This window comes from Rhizobium sp. NLR8a (assembly GCF_019685235.1).
Lineage (GTDB): Bacteria > Pseudomonadota > Alphaproteobacteria > Rhizobiales > Rhizobiaceae > Rhizobium.
Map to the genome: position 1 here is coordinate 26,953 of NZ_JABDWI010000001.1, position 18,743 is coordinate 45,695.

The following is an 18,743-nucleotide window of genomic DNA, read 5'->3' on the forward strand; positions in this document are numbered from 1 at the left end:
ATTGCTTCGACCGCCTCGTGCTCCCAGAATCGAAGAACTGTCCAGCCGATCTGCGCAAGGTGCTCGCGGACCCGCTTGTCACGTGCGCGGTTGCGTTCGATCTTCTCCATCCAGAAGGTGGTGTTCTTCTTCACCGATGGCGGGTGGATATAGCAACCATGCCAGAAGCAGCCGTCGAGGAAGATTGCGATCCTTAACCCGGGCACGGCGATGTCGCAGGTGATGCGCTTCATTCCGGGAACGGGATAATGGACCCGATAGCGGAGCCCTTTGTCGAAGAGCTGCGACCTGATTGAAACCTCGAATGGATTGTCATGCCTCCGTGTGCGCTGCATGCGTCGACGTACAGATGGAGTTGCTTTGAGGTCCATGTGCCTTCGATATACCATCTGGGCGGCGTGATGATGGCGAGGCTGCGCGAGGAACGGATTCTCGCGCGGGGCCTCCGGCCACTGCTACTGATCGAGGTCGCTGCCGCCGAGATACCGCCAGCAAATGGCCACGTTGGAGCGCGTTTCCAATGGTTCGCACGGCCCCGAGCGGACTAGGACACATTGCCATGCCCTAATGGTTCCGCGTCACTTGGTGGGATTCGATATGAATCCTTGCTTGTAATTGTTGACAACGATATCCCATTCCTTTCCAAGGATTCATGGATACCACTTCCGAGATTATGACTGCCCTGCGGGCCGGCCGTGCGCTGCTGGGACTGAGCCAGGAGGAATTGGCGGCGCTTGCCGGCATCAGCCGGCAGGTCGTTGCCAGAATAGAGAAGGGCGAGGGAAACGTCCTCGTCGAATCCATCGAGAGGGTGCGGGCCGCCCTGGAGGCCGCCGGCGTCGTCTTCATCGATGGCGAGGGGATGCGAGGCCCCGGCGTAGCCCTCATTCGAGCAGCTCGAATCCAAGCAGACGTCGATCAGTAGCTTCGACTGGGCTGGTATGAGCGTCCACGACATTGTCAACGGCCACCAGCAGCCGAATCGATGAGTGTACAACTCCCGCCCGCGACCGCTTGAGCCCACTGCCTAAAGCGGCTTCAGAAGATCGTAAGTGGAGCGGTTGTATTTCGCCCCGTGCCAGTCATCCACGCTGTCTGCTTTGATCATGGAAGCGTCAGGCTGCTGGGCATGCGGCCGGCTGTCACGAGTTCAAGCGGGGATGTCCAACATAAAGCTCCCGTGGGCCTAGGGGATCCGCTAACACATCAATTACGAGGACGATAGCGATGAACGTTGAAGCCGATCAAATGAACGATCTTGATGATTACGACGTTTTCTTAGAGACCTGGGAACCGGGAGAGCGGCTTCGCCACTTAACCCTTCCTCAGAATCTACGCGATCCTTATATGCGGCAACGCCTTCTGGACGACAGTTCCGGTGTGGCGCCGGTAGAGCGCGTCCCCTTTGCCACTGGCCCAAAGGTCATGGCTAGCGACGAACTCATCATTCGCAGCCACGACTTCTTCAAAGACAGCCAGAAAAAATGGTCTGCTGAATTCAACGACTATGTTCTAGGAAAAGGTGTCGCTCCAGCCAAGCTCGACACGTTTCTGAGCGGTTTTACAGAGTTATGGGTCGATGGTCTAAAGCGTCGACAAGACTCTCCGGAAATCTTGGCAATTAAAGCATCGATCCGCGATTTCGACCAGTTCTGCTATCCGTCTCAGGCCGGTCGGTTTGTAATCAATGCGGTCGATCAAAGCGTTGTTCCTCTTTTTACGCCCGCCGAAATGGCGGCGATCTTCCAAGCGAACAACGGTCTTATCGAAGCATTCTTGCCGGATTACCTTGATCATCTCGGTCACGAGGGTCCAGGTTCGCTCGATGAGTTGTATGTCCGCCGAGGTGTTTACATGCCTACGCAAGATGCATTTCGTCGGGAACTCCACTACCTGAGCTCATATTCCCTGGGGCTGGGGCCAGTCGAGCAGTTTGCGCAGACATGGACCCCCGCGACGCGCGGTAGCGGAATCCCCTCGATCTTCTCTGCGCCGCTGCCCGCGATCCAAGACCGCGTCGTCGCCTTTGCTCCGTTTATTGAGAACATGGACCTGAGCCAATTGGAATTCGTCGTGGCGCCCCCCGTCGAGGAGATGCCTCTCGAGGACCACGGGATGTTCGGCAACATTCGCGAATTCAGCTTTCGGTAGCCGAAAATCCGCTCCGATTAAACGTCAGCCGAGGTGTGAATATGGTATTCGACAGGTCACCAAGAATTGGGGGCGTGACAAAGCGATTTCGTGGGAACGATCGAGGACATTAATGGCAGCGCGATGGCTGCTTTTACTGCAAAGCGCCGACTGCCGATGTCTGCTGTCGGCGCAAATTGACATGGCGCCTCGCGGAACGGCTGTTTTGCGCCGCATCCCAGCCCTTTAATTAAAGCGGCCAATTTGCTGATGAGGTGGCGGTGGCAGTCGCGACCAACGCGCCTGCCATTGACGTGGCTTCCCTGGCCAGAACGTTGGTCGGAGACACCCTACAACGCCTTAGCTTTCTTGTCTGGTAAGCCGCCATACTGCCCATACGCGTCCAGCATTATTCGCGTATACTCACTCGTGCTCGAGGTTATCTCGCCCAGGCCTGGCCACGCGAATGGTATGGCGGACCAGATCGTTTCAACTTCAACCTCCAGACCCAGTAGCTCCGCTACCGCCAAAGCCTGAGCCGGGTCCTTGTCCTCCGGCCACAAATCCTCCTCAAGACGAATCCAGACACCATTGTCGTCATGGACACGGATCTCTGCACGAAGAGCGCCCAGCTTCTCGCTGATGTTGGTTGCGTCATCAAGCAAAGCGCTGCGGATCAGAAGAACGACCTTGTCTTCATTCAGGTCGAGCTTGGGCCGGCTATCGACAATACGGAAATCGGGTTTGCCTTTATCCGCGGGGCCGTCAGCTTTCACCGGAAGAAGTGACTTGCTCTCATCAACAGACCAGAATGGAGTGTCAAAGATGTCGAGAGGCGATGCCCCGCAACCCGGACAATGCCAGAGGTTCTGCGCGATCTGAGCGCCGGTGATCTTTCCATTGCAATGTACACAGAACCACATGTCCGACTCCACGTGGCTTAGCGGGTGCCGAACAACACGGTCAAGATCAGGCTTTGTGGACCGTCGGGGCCAATCGGTAGAGATCTCCGCACGGACCTGAGCCGCCCGATCTCGGGCCAGACGGAGTGCGGTCTCCAGGAACTCCGGGTCAAGTACCGGGCGCTCCCCACTCTGATCCGTAAGTGTCTCTACGATCGGGATCGCGCCAGGGTTCTCTGGCACCGTGATGCTCCATCCTTCGCCTGCGATGATGACGTCGTGAAGAACGACTTGAAGCCGATATGCATGATCCCCAATCATGCCCTGTTCGGCCTCTTCGAGGTATACGAAACGCCGGTTCATAGTTTCGGGTTCACCGTTCCGGAAGGTTGCCGCCGGGACGGGGCGCTTAACAAAGGCCTCGAGACCCTCCATTTGGTCGGTAGCGATCTGCCAGCCTTTTTTACCGGCGGCGATAAACTTGGTCCAGCTAGGGAAATCCAGTTCCCCCGCAATCAGGTCAAGGGCCTGATGTTGCGCGATCCTATTCGCGCGCGCGTATCGCTTTGCCAGAGCCTTTAGTCTGCGAAATTCTTTCGTTTCGGTCATATCCATATCCTGGTATGATCCGACCATGTGCCCGCTAATGGCCAGACCCATGCCCGTTGGCATGGAGTGACACTTTAGAGATTTAAACGCTGACATAGCTTTGCGTGGCGGGCACACCGGCCCGCGTGTAGGGCCATGCCTTGTATGCCAAGCAAGACGACTGCGGTCAAGCCTATCTAGTTTGCTCTCATAGCGAGCCTGCGCAACGCTCCATCTCAGCCAACCTGTGGAAGAATGCTGAGGGTAGGGTAAGATGGGGATGGAGCAACCTAGGGGTTGGCAATGGTCTACAATGCGCCCCCAGCACTATGGACCCGCATTTGCGGTTCGAGAAGGATCCTACATTTTGCGCCTTAACGTCGCTCGCATATCCTCGATCATGTCCCGTTCGAAGTTAAGAAGCTGGGTCTTCTGAAGATCGATGGCTGTGATGTAGTCGAGAGCCGCGTCGAGGGTCTTAAAGTCTCCCGGCCCCAGCTTCCGTGCTGTTTCCGGTGCAACGCCATACTCGTCCAACGCGTAAAGGCCGGCGGGGAGAAAGAGATTCTCGCACATGGCCGCGTAAAGGCCGTAATTTCCCGGCTCCAAGCCAACTCTCCTAAAGATGTCAGCCTGAATATGAGATATCGCCATGAGGTGGCGGGGAAATGTGTAGGAGAGGTACTTGCGCATGAAACGAAGCGCAAGTTCCACCCCGTCGCTGATAGTGGTATCGGCCCTTCGATGTGCAACGAAGTTGTCGACCACTTCGCGGTAGCGTTGCGACATCTGAACACGCGTAATTGACGCCTTCAGGGCGTTGCCGGAAAAGATGCCGTAACCCTTCAGAACGTTCGTGTCGAGATAGTCGAAGACAAGATCGCAGACACCGAGTAGCTGCGGCGGCCGTGGCATTCCGGTCCAGGCGAGCATGTCGTGATAGAGATGAAGATCGCTCGTGATCAGGTGGTAAATGGCCTCCTGCCGGTCGACCGAGACATGCCGGTTGAGGCGCAGGGTCTCTGGGGACAGCGGGCTTGCCTCGCGCACTCCCTTGACGCGGTCTCGAGAGACTTCCGTCAGATCTTCATCCTCCAAATCCAGAAGCAGCGAGATCGGCGCGTTCGGGCCTTGTGTGCCGACGGCTATCTCTACGGTGAACCGATCCGGCGCCGGCTGCTCTTCCAGGACGAAGACCTTGCCCACAAAGTACCGCCTCATCCGTCCAGCCCGTCCCGCAATGTTCCGGAAAGTGAAATGGTCTAATGAGGTGTTGTTGAGCCGCTTGTCGAACAGGATGACGTTCTCGGCGACGGTGTTGACACCTTCGATCATCGTCGATGTACAGACGAGCAGCTTAAGGGTTCCACTTTCGAACGCGCGAAGCACGTACTGTTGTAACGCTCGCGGAATGTTGCCGTGATGAATGCCGATTCCGTGCTTCAACGCCGTGGTCACGATCCAGTCCGACGGATATTCGAAGGTCAGCCATTCAACCGCGTCATCCAGTTCCGGGACCAGTGGAAAAAGGGCGGCATCAAGCAGGGCGCTGGCAGCATCGTGAGCGCTGTGCGGCGACTGGCAGTAGACGATCGTCGGTGAAGTGAGATCGGAGCAAAGCTCTATCAGCTTATCTTCGCGCTGCCCTCCGTGCCTTGGCAACCTAAATTGCACGATGTCCAACGCCACGGTGGAGAACAACGACGGCACGAAAAGGTATTCGTAGGACGAAGCGAGGCCGACAACTCCGTCGACATGCGGTCCGATGAGATAAAACTGTGCTCCTGTGGAGGCCAGCTTGTGAAAGCATAGATTGAGATCGACAGAGCGCTCGTCATCGTCGTCACCCCGCAGATCGAGTTTGTAGAACTCATCGATGACGAAGAAGGTCACGAGGCTGAGATCCTTGCGCGTCAGCGCTCTTTCCTGCGTCAGGATGAAGATTGTCTCACGCTCGGGAGAGGTGATCTGGGTCGGGTGGGTAACAATGTCGTAATGATCGCCGAACTGTGTGGCGAGACGTCGCCTTGTTTCATCTATCAAGGCGATTGTTGGGACGATGATCGCCAGATGATGGTGCTTCCCGGTGGCGATAACCGCGTCGATGATGGCGCTCTTCCCTACGCTGGTCGTGGCGCTCAGCACGACGTTCCTGCCAGCCACGAGCTCCCTATAGATTTGAAGCTGCAGGGTATGAAACACCCTTTTCTCGCCGACGATCGGCATGCGGTGAGCTTCGAGCAGAAGCTGGTCTTCCAAGGTTGAGGCTCGGCTCTCGGCGACGTATGGTAGCAATCCCACGGATCGCACCAATCCATCCAGAACCATCGACAGCCCGTCGGGGAAACGTTCGCGCCGATCCAGGCAGCGAATGACCAGTTCGCGGCCTTCGTCGTGGGTGGCCCGAGCGTTCACGAGGCGGCTTATCGCAGACAGGATAAGTCCTGCTTCTTCCAGGGAGAAGTCGGTCTTGAGGAGTGCGCGCAAATCCTTGGTATCCACGTCAGGCTCTCCTCAGCCGGAGCTTGAATTCATCTAGCAGCTCGGGTCCCTGCACGGGTACCAGAAAAACGTGGATGCGCACCTTCTTCAACGCATCTGAAAACTGGTTCGTTATGAACTGGTACGTGGTTTCCACTTCTGCCTGAAGGTGCGTCACGTAATCGTCGGCGAAGCCTGCAGCGAGTACGGCGCTGTCGTATGCAACTAAAACGGGCACGTTCAAGACCTTTACAAGGTCGTCCAGTTTCGAATGTCGGTCGAAGATTCCGTCGATGGTGCTCGACCGGAGGTGCTGAGGTTCGCGGAGCTGGAGGATGATCTCCCGTTCCTTCTTCAGAAAATCTCGGTCAAGCGTGTCCGCAAGGGCGGCGGCTACTGCACTGGCGACGTCGGCCAAATCGCGCGTCGCAGTGATGTGGGATTGCCCGAGCCACAACTCGTCTCCCGTCGACGAAGGCACAATGTGAGCGTTCATTTCGTACGCCGTGGTGCCCGCTACGCTGAAGAGCTTGCATGTAAGCGGCTCGCTGGATTTGTAGTGCCTGAGGATAGCATGAAGGAGCAATTGAGCCAGGAGAGCTTCTTCGTCGATGCGGCTCCTGTCGAAGGATTCGATAGCCCGATGAATCTGCCTTCGCGCCTCCAGCTTGGGCGTCTGAGCAAGAACTCGGGCCGATAACGAAATCTCGGGAAGCCAGTCGATGAGATACTCGCAGAGATCGTCCTTCCGCCATGCCCCACCATCGAATTCCGCGTCGTATGATGCCATCGAGCGCATGGGATCCGTTTCTTCGATTCTATGGATCTCAGTGAAGAATCCTGGTGTCGCGAACTGATAGACCTTTACGAATGACTGGTTCCGCTGCCTGATGAGCACTACCTGCTGCTTCCACCATGCGGTGATAGCTCCTTTAGTGATCACTTTGGCCGATGGATTTTGTACCCGGGATGCGTCACCGGCTGTCACGGCCAGAACGACCAAGTCGTCGTAGATCTGTTCGGCCGCTGAAACGAGCAGGCATTCCCCATCGGCTTCCGCGAGGCGAAGCAGAGAGTTCAGGTTCTCAAGCCTCAAGGCCTCGATGCCGCCGCCAACGGTCTCCCAGAGGATTGCGTGCGTCCACTGTTCCACCGTCGTCCCCTGTGGCGAAATCGAGCCAGGAAGCCTTTTGGCAATTCTGGGGGCCAGCGATGCAAACGCGTCCACCACGTTACGGTCGAAACGGTCGGCTCTTGCGATCTTCAACGGAAGAAGGTCTGAACGGACATCGCGCACGGTGACGAACCTAAATAAAGACGGCCCAGGAAATTGCTCCGAGGCGAGGGAGCGCTCGACAAGCGACGTGCCTCTTGAGGACGCAGGCGAGCGCTCACAGATCTCGCTTAATGACCACTTGCTGGTGCTGTCTGTCGTCTTGACCTGGACGTACTCATTGTGTCGCGTCAAACCGTCATCCCAACGCAGAGCGATGTCGTCACCCGTTTCGCACTCAACCTGCGCAAGATTCTGCTGCTGTAGAAGATGAATCAGAAATCGAGCCGCAACATGGTCTTGAAACCGAAAGCCGCGACGCCCGGCAACGCCGCCGGCATCCGACGCGTTTGGTCCGATCAAGGGAGGAAGCGACATTCGCGAATCTTATAATACAACCGTTTCTGCGAGGCCACTCTAGCTTGAATTGCGTGATGAGCAATCGACAACCGGCATTCTCCCTTACTTCTTACGCGCACACGTTAGCCCCTGTCGAAGCCAGCCATCACGGGCCCCTGTGCTGTCCCGGCAGACGTCAAATGTCTCCGGCAACGACAGTCATGCTCGAAGCACGACGTCACAGGAGCTAGTCTATGAGCACCTCCATTGTTGCCCAAGCCACACTTGAATCCATTCACCTAGCTGCCCCGCCATCAAGGCTACCGCTTTCAAATCACCGAACCCAGGCAGATCGTCCAGTTCCGAACAGCCGATCCGAGCGGCTCTGGCGAGGCCGCTCGGCGTCCTTCTTTTCCAGCCAGCGGCCCATTTCCAATGCCGCTCGCGCTGGGCGTTGTGCTTAGATTGGTAGACGGAACCAGGGCCTGACCCACCTTCACCCGGGCGAGTGGCCGGGACCGTCCTCATCGTCCCTCTCGCCGTCCTGCCGGATCTCGTTCAGTGCAAGCGCCAGTCTGTCGAGCGCCTCTCTGATCGAACGGAGGGCAGTCGTTGAAGTCATCGGATCCGGGGCGCTTCCGGTGGCGCGCCGAGCGATTTCCACCGGGGTGCCCGCCTCCATGAGGATTTCGATGACCGAGCGGCGAACGTCGTGCCACCGCCATGGCTCACCCCTTGGCCTTGTCGGTGCGGCCCCTCGCAGATAATCGCTCATCCTACGATCGACCATCCCTCTCAGCCTGGCCAGCTTTCCCCGACTTGCGAAGTCCGAGCCGAAGACATATTCGTCCACGGCTGACGAGGTGCCGCAGCGAAGGCTCAGTAGCAGCGAGACCGTGCGTTCGGACAGCGGCGTGATTTCGGGCGTATTCGAGTATAGGGAGTCCCGGTCGCGCGGTTTCATCCAGATTCCCTTGTCCAAGTTAAGTTCCGACCACCTCATCATGCCTAGATCCAGGGGGCGCTGTCCGGTCAGCGTGAGAGCCTGGCAGAATACCCGCTGGGAAGGCTTCTCAAGCCGGTCCGCCGCCGCAAGGTAGGCCCTCATCTCGAGTTCAGAGAAGTGACGGTCTCGCCACCGGGGGCGCAAGTCGAGCATCCTGGGCGTGATATCGGAGACGGGATTCGCCGGTAGCCCGAACTCCACTCGCCTTGAGGGATGCATTGCCCAGTTGAACAGGGCCTTGACCTTGGACAGGCAGGTCCGGGCCAGTGCGGGCCGGTCCCGCATGGAGTATATCAGGTTGACGACGTCCGTGGCAGCCACCATTCCAATCGGCTTGAGCGCCCACGGGTTGACCGAGGGGTCGATGAGATACCGTTTCAGGAACTTGGCGTCCTTGTCCGCACTGCGATTGTGGCGCCGGAGGTGCAGTTGCTGCGCTTGGAGCTCGACCACGGCGGCGAATGGCAGGGAATGTGCGAGCTGCTCCGACTGCTCGGGCGGGTTTGCCACGCCACCGCTGACGGCTTTTTTCAGCCGCGTGGCTACCTCGCGCGCCGTTTCCGTGGCGGTCTCCGGGTATTCGCCGATTCTCAGGATTCCGGAGATGCCGGGCTGGTCGGGGACGAAGTAGAACGCCTTCCGGCCGCCGCCCACGACGAGGCGCATGTTCTCGACCGTAGTGTCGGCGAAGTGCACCCTTCGGCCGAGAGCCGTGAACGGCAGGCTGCGTACAATATCGTCCGTGAGATGGATCTTCTGCATGCTACTATCCTTTCGAGGTTGGATGGTGTGCGTTTGAAAATCTTGCTTGGGTACGAAATTCCATGCGCCGCCTGCGCCTGGCAGGCGGATGCGATGTCCCTGGCGTGTCTCGGCAGGCTAGGGAGTTGCAGTCGCGGCCGATTGCGCGGCAGCGATTTCTTCAAGCTCGTCGATGATCAGTTCGACTTCCCGCGGGTTTTCGTGGAGCTTCGACGTCCGCCACTCCCGCCTCCATCGCGGCGGGTGGATGGGGGAGTAGGCGACCAGCTTCAACTGGCCGCTGGGTTGAGGTCGCCACTCGTTCCAGGTGATGCCGACAACCGGGCGAACGCCTTTCCGTGATCTGGGCGGCACGGGTTCGAACTTCCCGCCGCCGAGATACCGCATTTGGGTCTCCCGGCAGGTCTCGACGATTGCAAGGCCCGCGGGCATGCCGTGGAGCGTTGCGACTGTCGGCCATCGGGGGGCGAGATCGGGAGCCGCCTTTTCACTGCAGTGAACTGGAGGTTCGTCCCAGATTTCGATCCGAGGCCGGGTGAAACGGCGCCTTGCAGCCACGGTGACCGAATGCCCCCTCTCTTCGAGAGCGAGGAACAGGGCATTCGCGAATGCGAGAGCGCGCCGGAGCGTCTCCGCACTCGCCGCGACGTCGATCGCGTTGTTCGCGCGAGTGACAAGGAGGGACGCGGTTGGTTCCGTTTTCGCAACGCGGAAGATCTCGGTTGCGAGGACGGCGAGTGGATGGATGTCGCCCGCGGGCGCCTGCCAAACCCTGCGGCGCTCATAGTACGTCTTCAGGCTGCCGCCCCATGCGTCTTTCGACCAGGACAGCGGCCGTCCCGGCCTGGGTGGAGGCAGGGGCGGCCTGGCCGGTGTCTGGCCGGCCTTCGTCCTGGTCCACCAGCCACGTGGCGGCCGGGGCACGTCGAGCGCCGTGCAGATCCTGGCCGCGTAGCTGTCCGACACCTTGAGCCGAGCGGCCGCCCGCGTCACCGGCGTGCTCCACACGAGCTCGTAGAGCTGTTCGCGGGAGACAACGCGCAGTTCGGAATTGACGGGATCCTGGCGCATTTCCGATCCTCCCAGTCGTCGAGAGTGAGCGTGCCCTCGCTTATCTTCCGCAGCTTTTCAGACCATGCGTTGAACGCGGCCCTCAGTTCCCGGGCATAGGAATAGAGGTTGTAAACCCTTTCGATCCCCGTCTTGCCATGTCCGATCGCCGCTTCCGCCACCTCGCCTCTGGCAACGATCGGCTCGAGCTGGGTCCGGACGGTTCGTCGGACGTCGTGCCATGTCCACTGGCGGATGAAGGCGCCGGGCGCGATCTTCTCGAACTCCTCGCGGAACTTTTTCTCGAACTCCGTCTTGAACCAGCTCGGCTTTGCGATGGGGCGCTGGCCGTGCGACGAACTGAAGACGTAGTCGCCGTGTCCGACGACCTGCGCCGACTTGATGGACTTCAGCATTCGGACCATGCAGTCCGACAGGTGCACGACATGGTCGGTCTCGGGCTTCGAAGTTCCCCCCGGGATTGTCCAGACCTTGCGCTCGAGGTCGAGGTGCGACCACCTCATCCGCGCGGTTTCCTCTCGCCGCTGGCCCATTTCGATCAGAGCGCGGGCAAAGGAGCCGTAGGGATATTCAAACCTCGCCGCCGTCGCGAGGTAGGCCTGTATTTCGAGATAGCCGAAATGTCGCGACCTCGTTTTCTTGGGAAGCCCCATGAGGGAGGGAGTGAGATCGGCGATTGGGTTGCGGGCGAGCCCGATGGCGTCCCGCCGGTGCGGCAACATCGCCCAGCGGAAGAAGGTTCGAAGGAGCTTGAGGCACTCCCGCGCCTGGCCCCTCGCGCCTCTGTCCGCGATGGCCGCGATGCGCGAGCTCACGTCGCTGTCCGTGACCTGCGAGATCGGCTTGTTCATCCAGGGATTTCTGTCGGGGTTCAGGAATTCCCGCTGGATGTTGCCGACCAGCTTGCCTGTCGCTCTGTTCCGTTCCCGGGAGGGTAGGTAGACGATATAGTCCCCGATGACCGAGGCGAATGTGCTTCTCTCGCGGAGGAGCTTTTCGTCCTGCTTCCGAGCCTCCTTTTCACGCTTCCGGGCCTCCTCCTCCGCCGGATTCAGGCCCCTCTTGATCTTGTCGTTCCAGGAGTCTGCGATCTGGCGCGCCTTCGCCGTGGACATTTTCGGGAATCTCCCGAGCGGCCGCCGCGTAGGGTTCGGGGACCCTCCGAAGCGGGCCGTCAGGGTGAACGTCTTGCTCTTCGATCCGACGCGGATGGCGAGGTTCTCGATCGACGAATCGGGAATCTCGTAGCGATAGCGCGCCGAGACTGCGAGCGGGAGCCTCTCTATTATCCTGTCGGTGAGGTGTGTTTTTTCCATCTTCCGTTTCCTTCTGTTTTTGGGGCAACAAACCGGGCAACAATCCGGTCTGGAGGTGGTATGCCCGTGCAAACAAAGAGAAACAGGGGTGCAGGTAAATGTAAATGATTACAATATGTTACAGGTCGAATTGACGCATACTGGCACGACGTGACGGGATATGACTTTGGCTGGTCCGGAACCTCATAACCTGAAGGCCGCAGGTTCAAATCCTGCCCCCGCAACCAATCTTCCCAAAAAGCCCGCCTCGTGCGGGCTTTTTGTTTGGTAACAGCTCGAGAATTTGACGCCTCATCTGCGGCCCGCAAGAAGGCAAAGTCGACGCAGCCCGGACACAAAAACCCCAAATCTTGACCCCGCGACCAATTCAACTTGCAAATTTACCCATGCAAATCGCTTGGCAGAAGCACTCGACATAACCCTCGACGAGCTTTGCGTTTCTGCTGGGCGTTCAACTCCCCGGACGCCGACTGATCTGCCGCGGAACTTTCATTCGGCAGCCATGAGAGCCTCGGCGGTTTTTGATAAGCAAGATGGCGCGGTGTAACCGGCGGAAACGCGAAGCCTTCATCTTGCACAGCGAGCTACTCTTCTCAAAACGTCCTATGCAGAACGCATCACGCCCAGCGACGGCATTGTATGGGGTGCGTCGCCGTTGTACCATGTAGCCTGACAAGTGTGCGCAGTGCTCATTGTAGAGCGGAGCCAAAGCCCCGTCGCGCGCTTCAACCCGATGAATAAGTAGCCGGATCATGGAACTTATCGTCGCCCTTGGCCTGATCGTCTTGAAGGTCGCGTTCCTGATTGCGATCCTGCTGTTGCTACCCTTGCCGCTCACCTGGCTGGAACGCAAGGTTGCCGGGCACATGCAGCAGCGGATGGGGCCGATGCGCGTGGGATGGCACGGGCTGTTGCAGCCGGTGGCGGACGGAATCAAGCTCCTGACGAAAGAGGATCACATCCCGGCTGAGGCCGACCGGTTTCTGTTCAAACTGGCGCCAATCCTGGCACTCGCCCCACCCTTTGTGGTGTTCGTCGCGATCCCCTTCGGCGAAACTGTCTCGGTCCTCGGCCACGGGATCACGCTCTACGTCTCCAACATGAATGTGGCGCTCCTTTTCGTCTTCTCGGTGATCGGGATCGAGGTTTATGGCGTCATCTTCGGCGGTTGGGCCTCCAACAGCAAATACGCTGTCTTGGGCAGCCTCAGAACCTGCGCGCAGATGATCAGCTACGAAATCCCCATGGGGTTCGCGGTCATCGGCGTGGTCATGCTGGCGCAATCCATGAGCCTTCTCGAGATCGTGCGGGCGCAGGCCGATGTCTGGAACATCGTCTACCAACCGATCGGATTCTTCGTGTTCTTCGTCGCCGGATTGGCCGAAGCGCAGCGCATCCCCTTCGACTTGGCGGAAGCGGAAGGCGATCTGGGGGCCGGGTTCCATACCGAATACAGCGGTATCCGCTTTGCCTTCTTTATGGTCAGCGAATATGCCATCGTATTGCTTGTGTCGGTTTTGGTGGTGATCCTGTTCTTCGGCGGTTGGAACGGCGTTCTGGTTCCTTTGCCACCGCTCCTGTGGTTTGCTCTCAAGGTCGCGTTGTTCGTCTATGTGTTTATTTGGTTTCGCTTCACTTTCCCCCGCTACCGCTACGATCAGTTGATGGCGATCGGATGGAAAGTCTTGCTTCCTCTGTCGATGGCGAACATAATTGTAACTGGTGTACTTTTAGGGGCCGTAACGGGTCCATAGCGAGGCGGCGATGTCGCGCGCGCAGGACAGAGTTGGAACATGGATTGGCTGGACGTTTTTTGCCGATCTGGCGAGCGCCTTGGCTCTGACCTTCGGCTACATGTTCTCCAAATCCGTGACCATGCAGTATCCGGACAACGAAAAATGGTTGCCTTACTCGCGTTACCGAGGGCATCACTTTTTGAAGCGTGATGAAGAGGGCGAGATCAAGTGCGTGGCCTGCGAACTCTGCGCGCGGATCTGTCCCTGCGACTGCATCGAAGTCGTCCCGTACGAGGACGAGAAGGGCAATCGCCATCCGGCCAAATTTGAAATCGACACAGCACGCTGTCTGTTCTGCGGGTTGTGCGAGGACGCCTGCCCGGCGGATGCAATCGCGCTTGGGCAACAATACGAATTTTCCAGTTTTTCCTCCGCTGACCTGGTGATCGGGCGCGACGATCTGCTCGTCAAGCCGGGTAAGGCGGCAACCGGCGGCGGCGTGGTTGCCGCGCGCCTCAATACGAAGAAGGACGTAATTGTCGAGACCAACGAGACGCAGGGCTACAACTGGTGGCGGAATATCCGGCGAACATGAACGCGCGCCAGCCATCAAACCGAAGCGCTCAAACAGGAGGCTCAGATGTTTGTCGGTGAAATCATGAAGAACAAGGGTGTCGGTGTCATCGCAGTCGCCCCCGATCAGACGATGGTGGAGGTACTGAGGTTGTTTCGAGACAACAATATCGGCTTCGTCGTCGTGAGCCGCTCGAACAGCAAATACCTGGGTACACTGTCGGAGCGGGATTGCTGCAATGCGATGGCGGAATACGGGGCCGAGGCGGCGGCGATGCGGGTCGCGGACATCATGAACCGCAATGTGGCGATGTGTTCGACACAAGATTTGCTGCCTGTCGCGATGGGGATCATGACCCAGCGGCGTACGCGCCATGTGTTGGTCACGGATGGAGGCAACGTGGTCGGCGTGGTCAGCATCGGAGATGTGGTTAAGCACAGGCTCGACGAAGCGCAGCGTACAGAGCAGGAGTTGCAGGATTACATATGCGGGGCCAGGTATCACTGACGCCGCCAACTCGATGTGAAGACGCTGGGACGGGCAGCTTGCCGCGGAGCCTTGCGGTGCCCCGATCCTAGAGCAATTCCAGGAAAAGTGCGAAGTGGTTTTCCGTCCGGAATTGCGTAAAAACAAAAAGTTAGAGCGGTTCAGCGCTTCCGTGAAAACCTGAACCGCTCGAGATCTTCAAACCCCACGCCAGCTCCGGCCTGGGCGGTCGACGTCAGGAGTGGGATGCGCCTTCTGGACTTCCACCGCGCATGGATATTCGCCCCGCCGCAGCAGGCTGTTGAGACGCAAGGCTCCATAGTTTTCCGGAACGAAGACGAGGCCCTTGGGAAACCGCCTGTCGACCCTGAGCTGCGCCGACAGTTCGCCTTGGCCGGAACGCACGATTACCTGATCGCCATCCGAAAGGCCAAGCTCCGCAGTATCCTGCGCGCTCATCGCGACATAGGGATCGTTGGCGACCGTGTTCAGCGTGTCCGACCGTTCGGAAAGATATCCGTTGTGGAACAGGCAGTCGCCGGTGATCAGCATGAGCCGGTCGGCTGCTGTTGGAACGGACGGCGGCGCAAGGAACACGCCAGCCGATAATGTCGGCACCGCCCTGGTGAATGCGCCGTCGGCGCCAAGTCCGTCCTGCGTCAACCCCTGATAGGCCGGGACCAGCCGGGCAATCTCGTCGAAAATTTCGCCTCGCGTCGATGGCCGCAGCGCCTGGTTGCGTAGCGCGGCGACGAAGTCGATAATCGCCAGATTGCCTCGCGCCTCGAAAACGGGCTCACGGAATTTGCGAACATTCTGGATCCGGCCTTCGTTGTTGGTGAACGTTCCAGATTCCTCGCCATAGCCCGCCGCGGGCAAGACGACCTCGGCCATGCCCGCCGTCTCCGTGAGGAACGCGTCCTGCACGATCAGGAGATCAGCCGCGCCAAGCGCCCGCGTCACAAAATCCCGGTCGGGATAGGCGACCAGGGGGTCGGTTCCGACGATGTAGAGAGCGCCCATCCGGCCACCGACGCAGAGCTCCAGCATGGCGTCGAGATTCGCGCCGGGTCCAGACGGGATTTGGGCGTCCCAGTTTCGGGCAAGAGCTGCGCGCGCCGCGTCATCGGCGACCGCCCGCAGCCCCGGCAGAGCCGCCGGCAGGACCCCCATGTCCCAGGCACCCATCTGGTTGGCACGGTCGAAGAGAAACTGCATCGCCGGGCCCTTGCCTAGCAGGCGCAGGCCCTGCAGGAGGTTGTTGAGCTGCAGCAGCGTCGCGCGCGCTTCGGGTGATCTCAGGAGGTCGACGCTGACAAGCACGGTGACGCTACGGGCTTCCTTGAGCGCGGTGGCGAGACGATCCGGCCCGTCGCCGCCGGTGCCCGCTGCCGGCCAGCCGATCGTCGCACCGATGTCCGCAATTGAGTCGCCCGGCAAGGTCTGACCGGCCGCCGCCATGAGCGCGGTTACCACCGCCGCAAGGCTTGCCTCTTCTCCGCCCGGCGGCACGCGAACCACCACCCTGGCATCGGCGTCCAGACGCGAGGGCCGCGCCGAAAGCATCAGCAATCCGGCCTGCCGTCGCCGCATGGCGTCTCGCAGCAGGTATTCGGTGACGGGATTCTCCTCGGTCACGTTGCCGCCGACGACGAGCACGCAGTCGTTGCCGATTACGTCGTCCAGCGGTGCGCGGCTGTAGAAAGTTCCCAATAGCGGGCCGAGCGTATCGAAGGGCGCGGCCCAGCGTGACGAACAATCAATGTTGTTGGTCCGGAATACTGTTCGCATCAGCTTCTGGAACTGATAAAGCACCTCGTTGGGCAGGCGAGGCGAGGCCAGCCCGCCGGCATTCTTGGCTTCGACAGCCAACAGTCGCCGGCGCAGATAGTCCCCCGCTTCGTCCCAGGAAACCGGAACCAGGGCGCCATCCTGACGGATCATTGGCTGCTTGATCCGGTCCCGGCTTGCAACGAAATCGAGGCCGAAGCGTCCTCGCACGCAGAGAGTTTCGTGGTTGACACCTTCGTCCCACTTCGAGCGCACCCGCATGAACTCGCCCTTGCGCGTGCCCACTGTCAGCTGGCAACCGGTGCCACAATGCGGGCAGATCGTGTCGGTCTCTACGAGATCCCAGGGGCGCGCCTTATAGCGGTAGGGGAAGCTCATCAGCGCGCCGACCGGGCAGACCTCGACGCAATTGCCGCACTGGTCGCAACTCGCCAGACTGCCCTCGAAGCCGGTGACGGCGGTATCCATGCCTTTCTCGACGGTGCCCAGCGCCACCGCGCCGACGACCTCCTCGCACATCCGGACGCAGCGCTGGCACTGGATGCAGCGGTTGACATTCATGATGATAACCGGGCTCAGGCGAATGTCCTCGGAGTGGAACACACGTTTGTCATCGCGGAACTGGCTTTCGCGGGGCCCATAGGCCATTACCATGTTCTGAAGCTCGCATTCTCCGCCCTTGTCGCAGATGGGGCAGTCGAGGGGGTGGTTGGCGAGCAGCATGTCGAGCATGGAAGAGCGCGTTTCCTCGATCAGAGGCGTATTTGTCCGCACGACCATGCCATCGGTGACCGCAGTAGCGCAGGACGGCTGCAGCCGCCGCAGGCCCTCGATCTCCACCAGACACATGCGGCAAGAGGCCAGCGGCGGCAGACGCTTCAGATAGCAAAAGGTCGGGATATCGATGCCCAAACGCCGGGCGGCCTGCAACACTGTCGAGCCAGCCTCAACCTCCAGCGTTTGTCCATCGATCGTGACTTTAAGCATGGTTTCCTCACAACCCTTATTCAGCACACTCCTTCAGTGAAACGGGCACCTCCGCTCCTCGACATGGGCGACGAATTCATCTCGGAAATGCGCGAGTGCTGCCCGCAATCCCATCGCTGCACCGTCACCCAAGGCACAAAACGTATTGCCGAAAATGCCCTTGCAGAGCATCTCCAGCTGCTCCAGATCGCCGGGCGCTCCATCCCCGCCTTCAACCCGGCGCAGGACCTTCACAACCCAGTTCAATCCTTCCCGACAGGGCGTGCACTTGCCGCAGGACTCATGGTGGAAGAACTCGACGATCCTGGTGGCGACCTTGACCATGCAGGTGCTATCGTCGATCACGATAACGCCAGCCGAACCGAGCATCGAGCCGGCGGCAGCCAGCGAGTCAAAATCCATTCTCACCTCCAGCCCGTGCTCAGGGATGACCGGCGCGGAGACCCCGCCCGGGATCACTGCCTTGATCTTGCGTCCCGGCAAGGCCCCGCCGGCATGTTCCTCGACCAGCTCGCGCAGCGGTATGCCCATCGGCAACTCGTAGAGGCCGGGTTTGCGCACCTGCCCACTGAGGCAGTAGAGCTTCGGGCCGGGGCTCTTGTCCGGGCCGATGCCGCGGAACCAGTCCGCGCCCCGCATCACGATATGCGGCACGCAGGCCAGCGTCTCGACATTGTTGATTACAGTCGGGCTGGCGTAGAGCCCAGCCACGGCCGGAAACGGCGGCTTCAATCGCGGCTGCGCCCGCTTGCCCTCAAGCGACTCGAGCATCGCAGTCTCCTCGCCGCAGATATAGGCGCCGGCGCCGCAGTGGATGTGGACGGCGAAATTGAAATCCGAGCCCAGAATGCGCTTTCCGAGATAGCCCCTTGCGTGGGCCTCGGCGATCGCCTGCTCCAGACGACGGATCGCCGTCACATATTCTCCGCGAATGTAGACATAGGCGGTTTCAGCCCCAATCGCGTAGGCACTTACCGCCAGCCCCTCAATCAGTTGATGTGGGTCACGCTCCATGATGATCCGGTCCTTGAACGTGCCCGGTTCGCCTTCATCGGCGTTGCAGCACAGATATGTCGGCTTGCCGGCGCGCTTCGGCACGAAACCCCATTTCATGCCCGTCGGGAATCCGGCACCGCCGCGACCGCGCAGGTTGGACCGTTTGACAAGGTCGATAATCTCGTCAGGCGTGTACTCGCGCAGCGCCTTCGCCAGCGCCTGATAGCCGCCTCCAGCCTCGTAGGTCGACACCAAATGACCATCCGCCACATCGACATTTTTGAGAAGAACCGGCTCGAACATGG

General features: G+C 59.6%; 13 protein-coding genes and 1 pseudogene. 5 read left to right on the forward strand and 9 right to left on the reverse strand.

Annotated features, from left to right (window positions below; translation table 11 throughout):
- Positions 1-26: 26 nt before the first annotated feature.
- Positions 27-389 (reverse strand): annotated as a pseudogene (vsr, locus tag HJC04_RS00100) (DNA mismatch endonuclease Vsr); the annotation flags it as partial.
- Positions 390-652: 263 nt separating this feature from the next.
- Here vsr and HJC04_RS00105 point away from each other — a divergent pair.
- Positions 653-925: a helix-turn-helix transcriptional regulator gene (locus HJC04_RS00105; protein WP_259668772.1), complete on the forward strand. Its 273-nt coding sequence runs from the start codon at positions 653-655 to the stop codon at positions 923-925.
- A 302-nt stretch (positions 926-1,227) separates the two neighbouring features.
- Positions 1,228-2,151: a hypothetical protein gene (locus HJC04_RS00110; protein WP_221144545.1), complete on the forward strand. Its 924-nt coding sequence runs from the start codon at positions 1,228-1,230 to the stop codon at positions 2,149-2,151.
- Positions 2,152-2,480: 329 nt separating this feature from the next.
- Here the strand turns inward: HJC04_RS00110 and HJC04_RS00115 are convergent, their stop codons facing one another.
- From HJC04_RS00115 to HJC04_RS00140, 6 genes are all read right to left on the reverse strand, one after another.
- On the reverse strand, positions 2,481-3,641 hold the full coding sequence (locus tag HJC04_RS00115; protein WP_221144547.1) for a hypothetical protein: 1,161 nt from the start codon (positions 3,639-3,641) through the stop codon (positions 2,481-2,483).
- Between the two features lie 339 nt (positions 3,642-3,980).
- Positions 3,981-6,122 (reverse strand): DEAD/DEAH box helicase, encoded by a 2,142-nt coding sequence (locus tag HJC04_RS00120; protein WP_221144549.1) that lies wholly within the window; start codon positions 6,120-6,122, stop codon positions 3,981-3,983.
- A gap of 1 nt (position 6,123) precedes the next feature.
- Positions 6,124-7,752 (reverse strand): Hachiman antiphage defense system protein HamA, encoded by a 1,629-nt coding sequence (locus HJC04_RS00125; RefSeq protein ID WP_221144551.1) that lies wholly within the window; start codon positions 7,750-7,752, stop codon positions 6,124-6,126.
- A 457-nt stretch (positions 7,753-8,209) separates the two neighbouring features.
- The gene (locus HJC04_RS00130) at positions 8,210-9,481 is read right to left on the reverse strand and encodes a tyrosine-type recombinase/integrase (protein ID WP_221144554.1); all 1,272 of its coding nucleotides are present in this window, start codon (positions 9,479-9,481) and stop codon (positions 8,210-8,212) included.
- A 117-nt stretch (positions 9,482-9,598) separates the two neighbouring features.
- A complete protein-coding gene (locus tag HJC04_RS00135) occupies positions 9,599-10,552 on the reverse strand; it encodes a hypothetical protein (RefSeq protein WP_221144557.1) in 954 nt (317 codons plus the stop codon).
- Positions 10,471-11,868: an integrase family protein gene (locus HJC04_RS00140; RefSeq protein WP_221144558.1), complete on the reverse strand. Its 1,398-nt coding sequence runs from the start codon at positions 11,866-11,868 to the stop codon at positions 10,471-10,473. Before HJC04_RS00140 ends, HJC04_RS00135 begins: the two co-directional genes overlap by 82 nt.
- Positions 11,869-12,620: 752 nt before the next feature.
- Here HJC04_RS00140 and nuoH point away from each other — a divergent pair.
- Genes nuoH through HJC04_RS00155 form a run of 3 tightly spaced genes read left to right on the forward strand, consistent with a single transcriptional unit; the run spans position 12,621 to position 14,685 of the window.
- Positions 12,621-13,622 (forward strand): NADH-quinone oxidoreductase subunit NuoH, encoded by a 1,002-nt coding sequence (gene nuoH / locus HJC04_RS00145; RefSeq protein ID WP_210629989.1) that lies wholly within the window; start codon positions 12,621-12,623, stop codon positions 13,620-13,622.
- Positions 13,623-13,632: 10 nt separating this feature from the next.
- On the forward strand, positions 13,633-14,199 hold the full coding sequence (locus HJC04_RS00150; protein ID WP_210629990.1) for an NADH-quinone oxidoreductase subunit I: 567 nt from the start codon (positions 13,633-13,635) through the stop codon (positions 14,197-14,199).
- A 45-nt stretch (positions 14,200-14,244) separates the two neighbouring features.
- A complete protein-coding gene (locus HJC04_RS00155) occupies positions 14,245-14,685 on the forward strand; it encodes a CBS domain-containing protein (protein WP_210629991.1) in 441 nt (146 codons plus the stop codon).
- Positions 14,686-14,862: 177 nt separating this feature from the next.
- On the opposite strand, the gene nuoG is transcribed toward HJC04_RS00155, so the two are convergent.
- Positions 14,863-17,442 (reverse strand): NADH-quinone oxidoreductase subunit NuoG, encoded by a 2,580-nt coding sequence (gene nuoG, locus HJC04_RS00160; protein ID WP_221144560.1) that lies wholly within the window; start codon positions 17,440-17,442, stop codon positions 14,863-14,865.
- Positions 17,443-17,475: 33 nt separating this feature from the next.
- A complete protein-coding gene (nuoF, locus tag HJC04_RS00165; RefSeq protein WP_210629993.1) occupies positions 17,476-18,741 on the reverse strand; it encodes an NADH-quinone oxidoreductase subunit NuoF in 1,266 nt (421 codons plus the stop codon).
- Between the last annotated feature and the right edge of the window lie 2 nt (positions 18,742-18,743).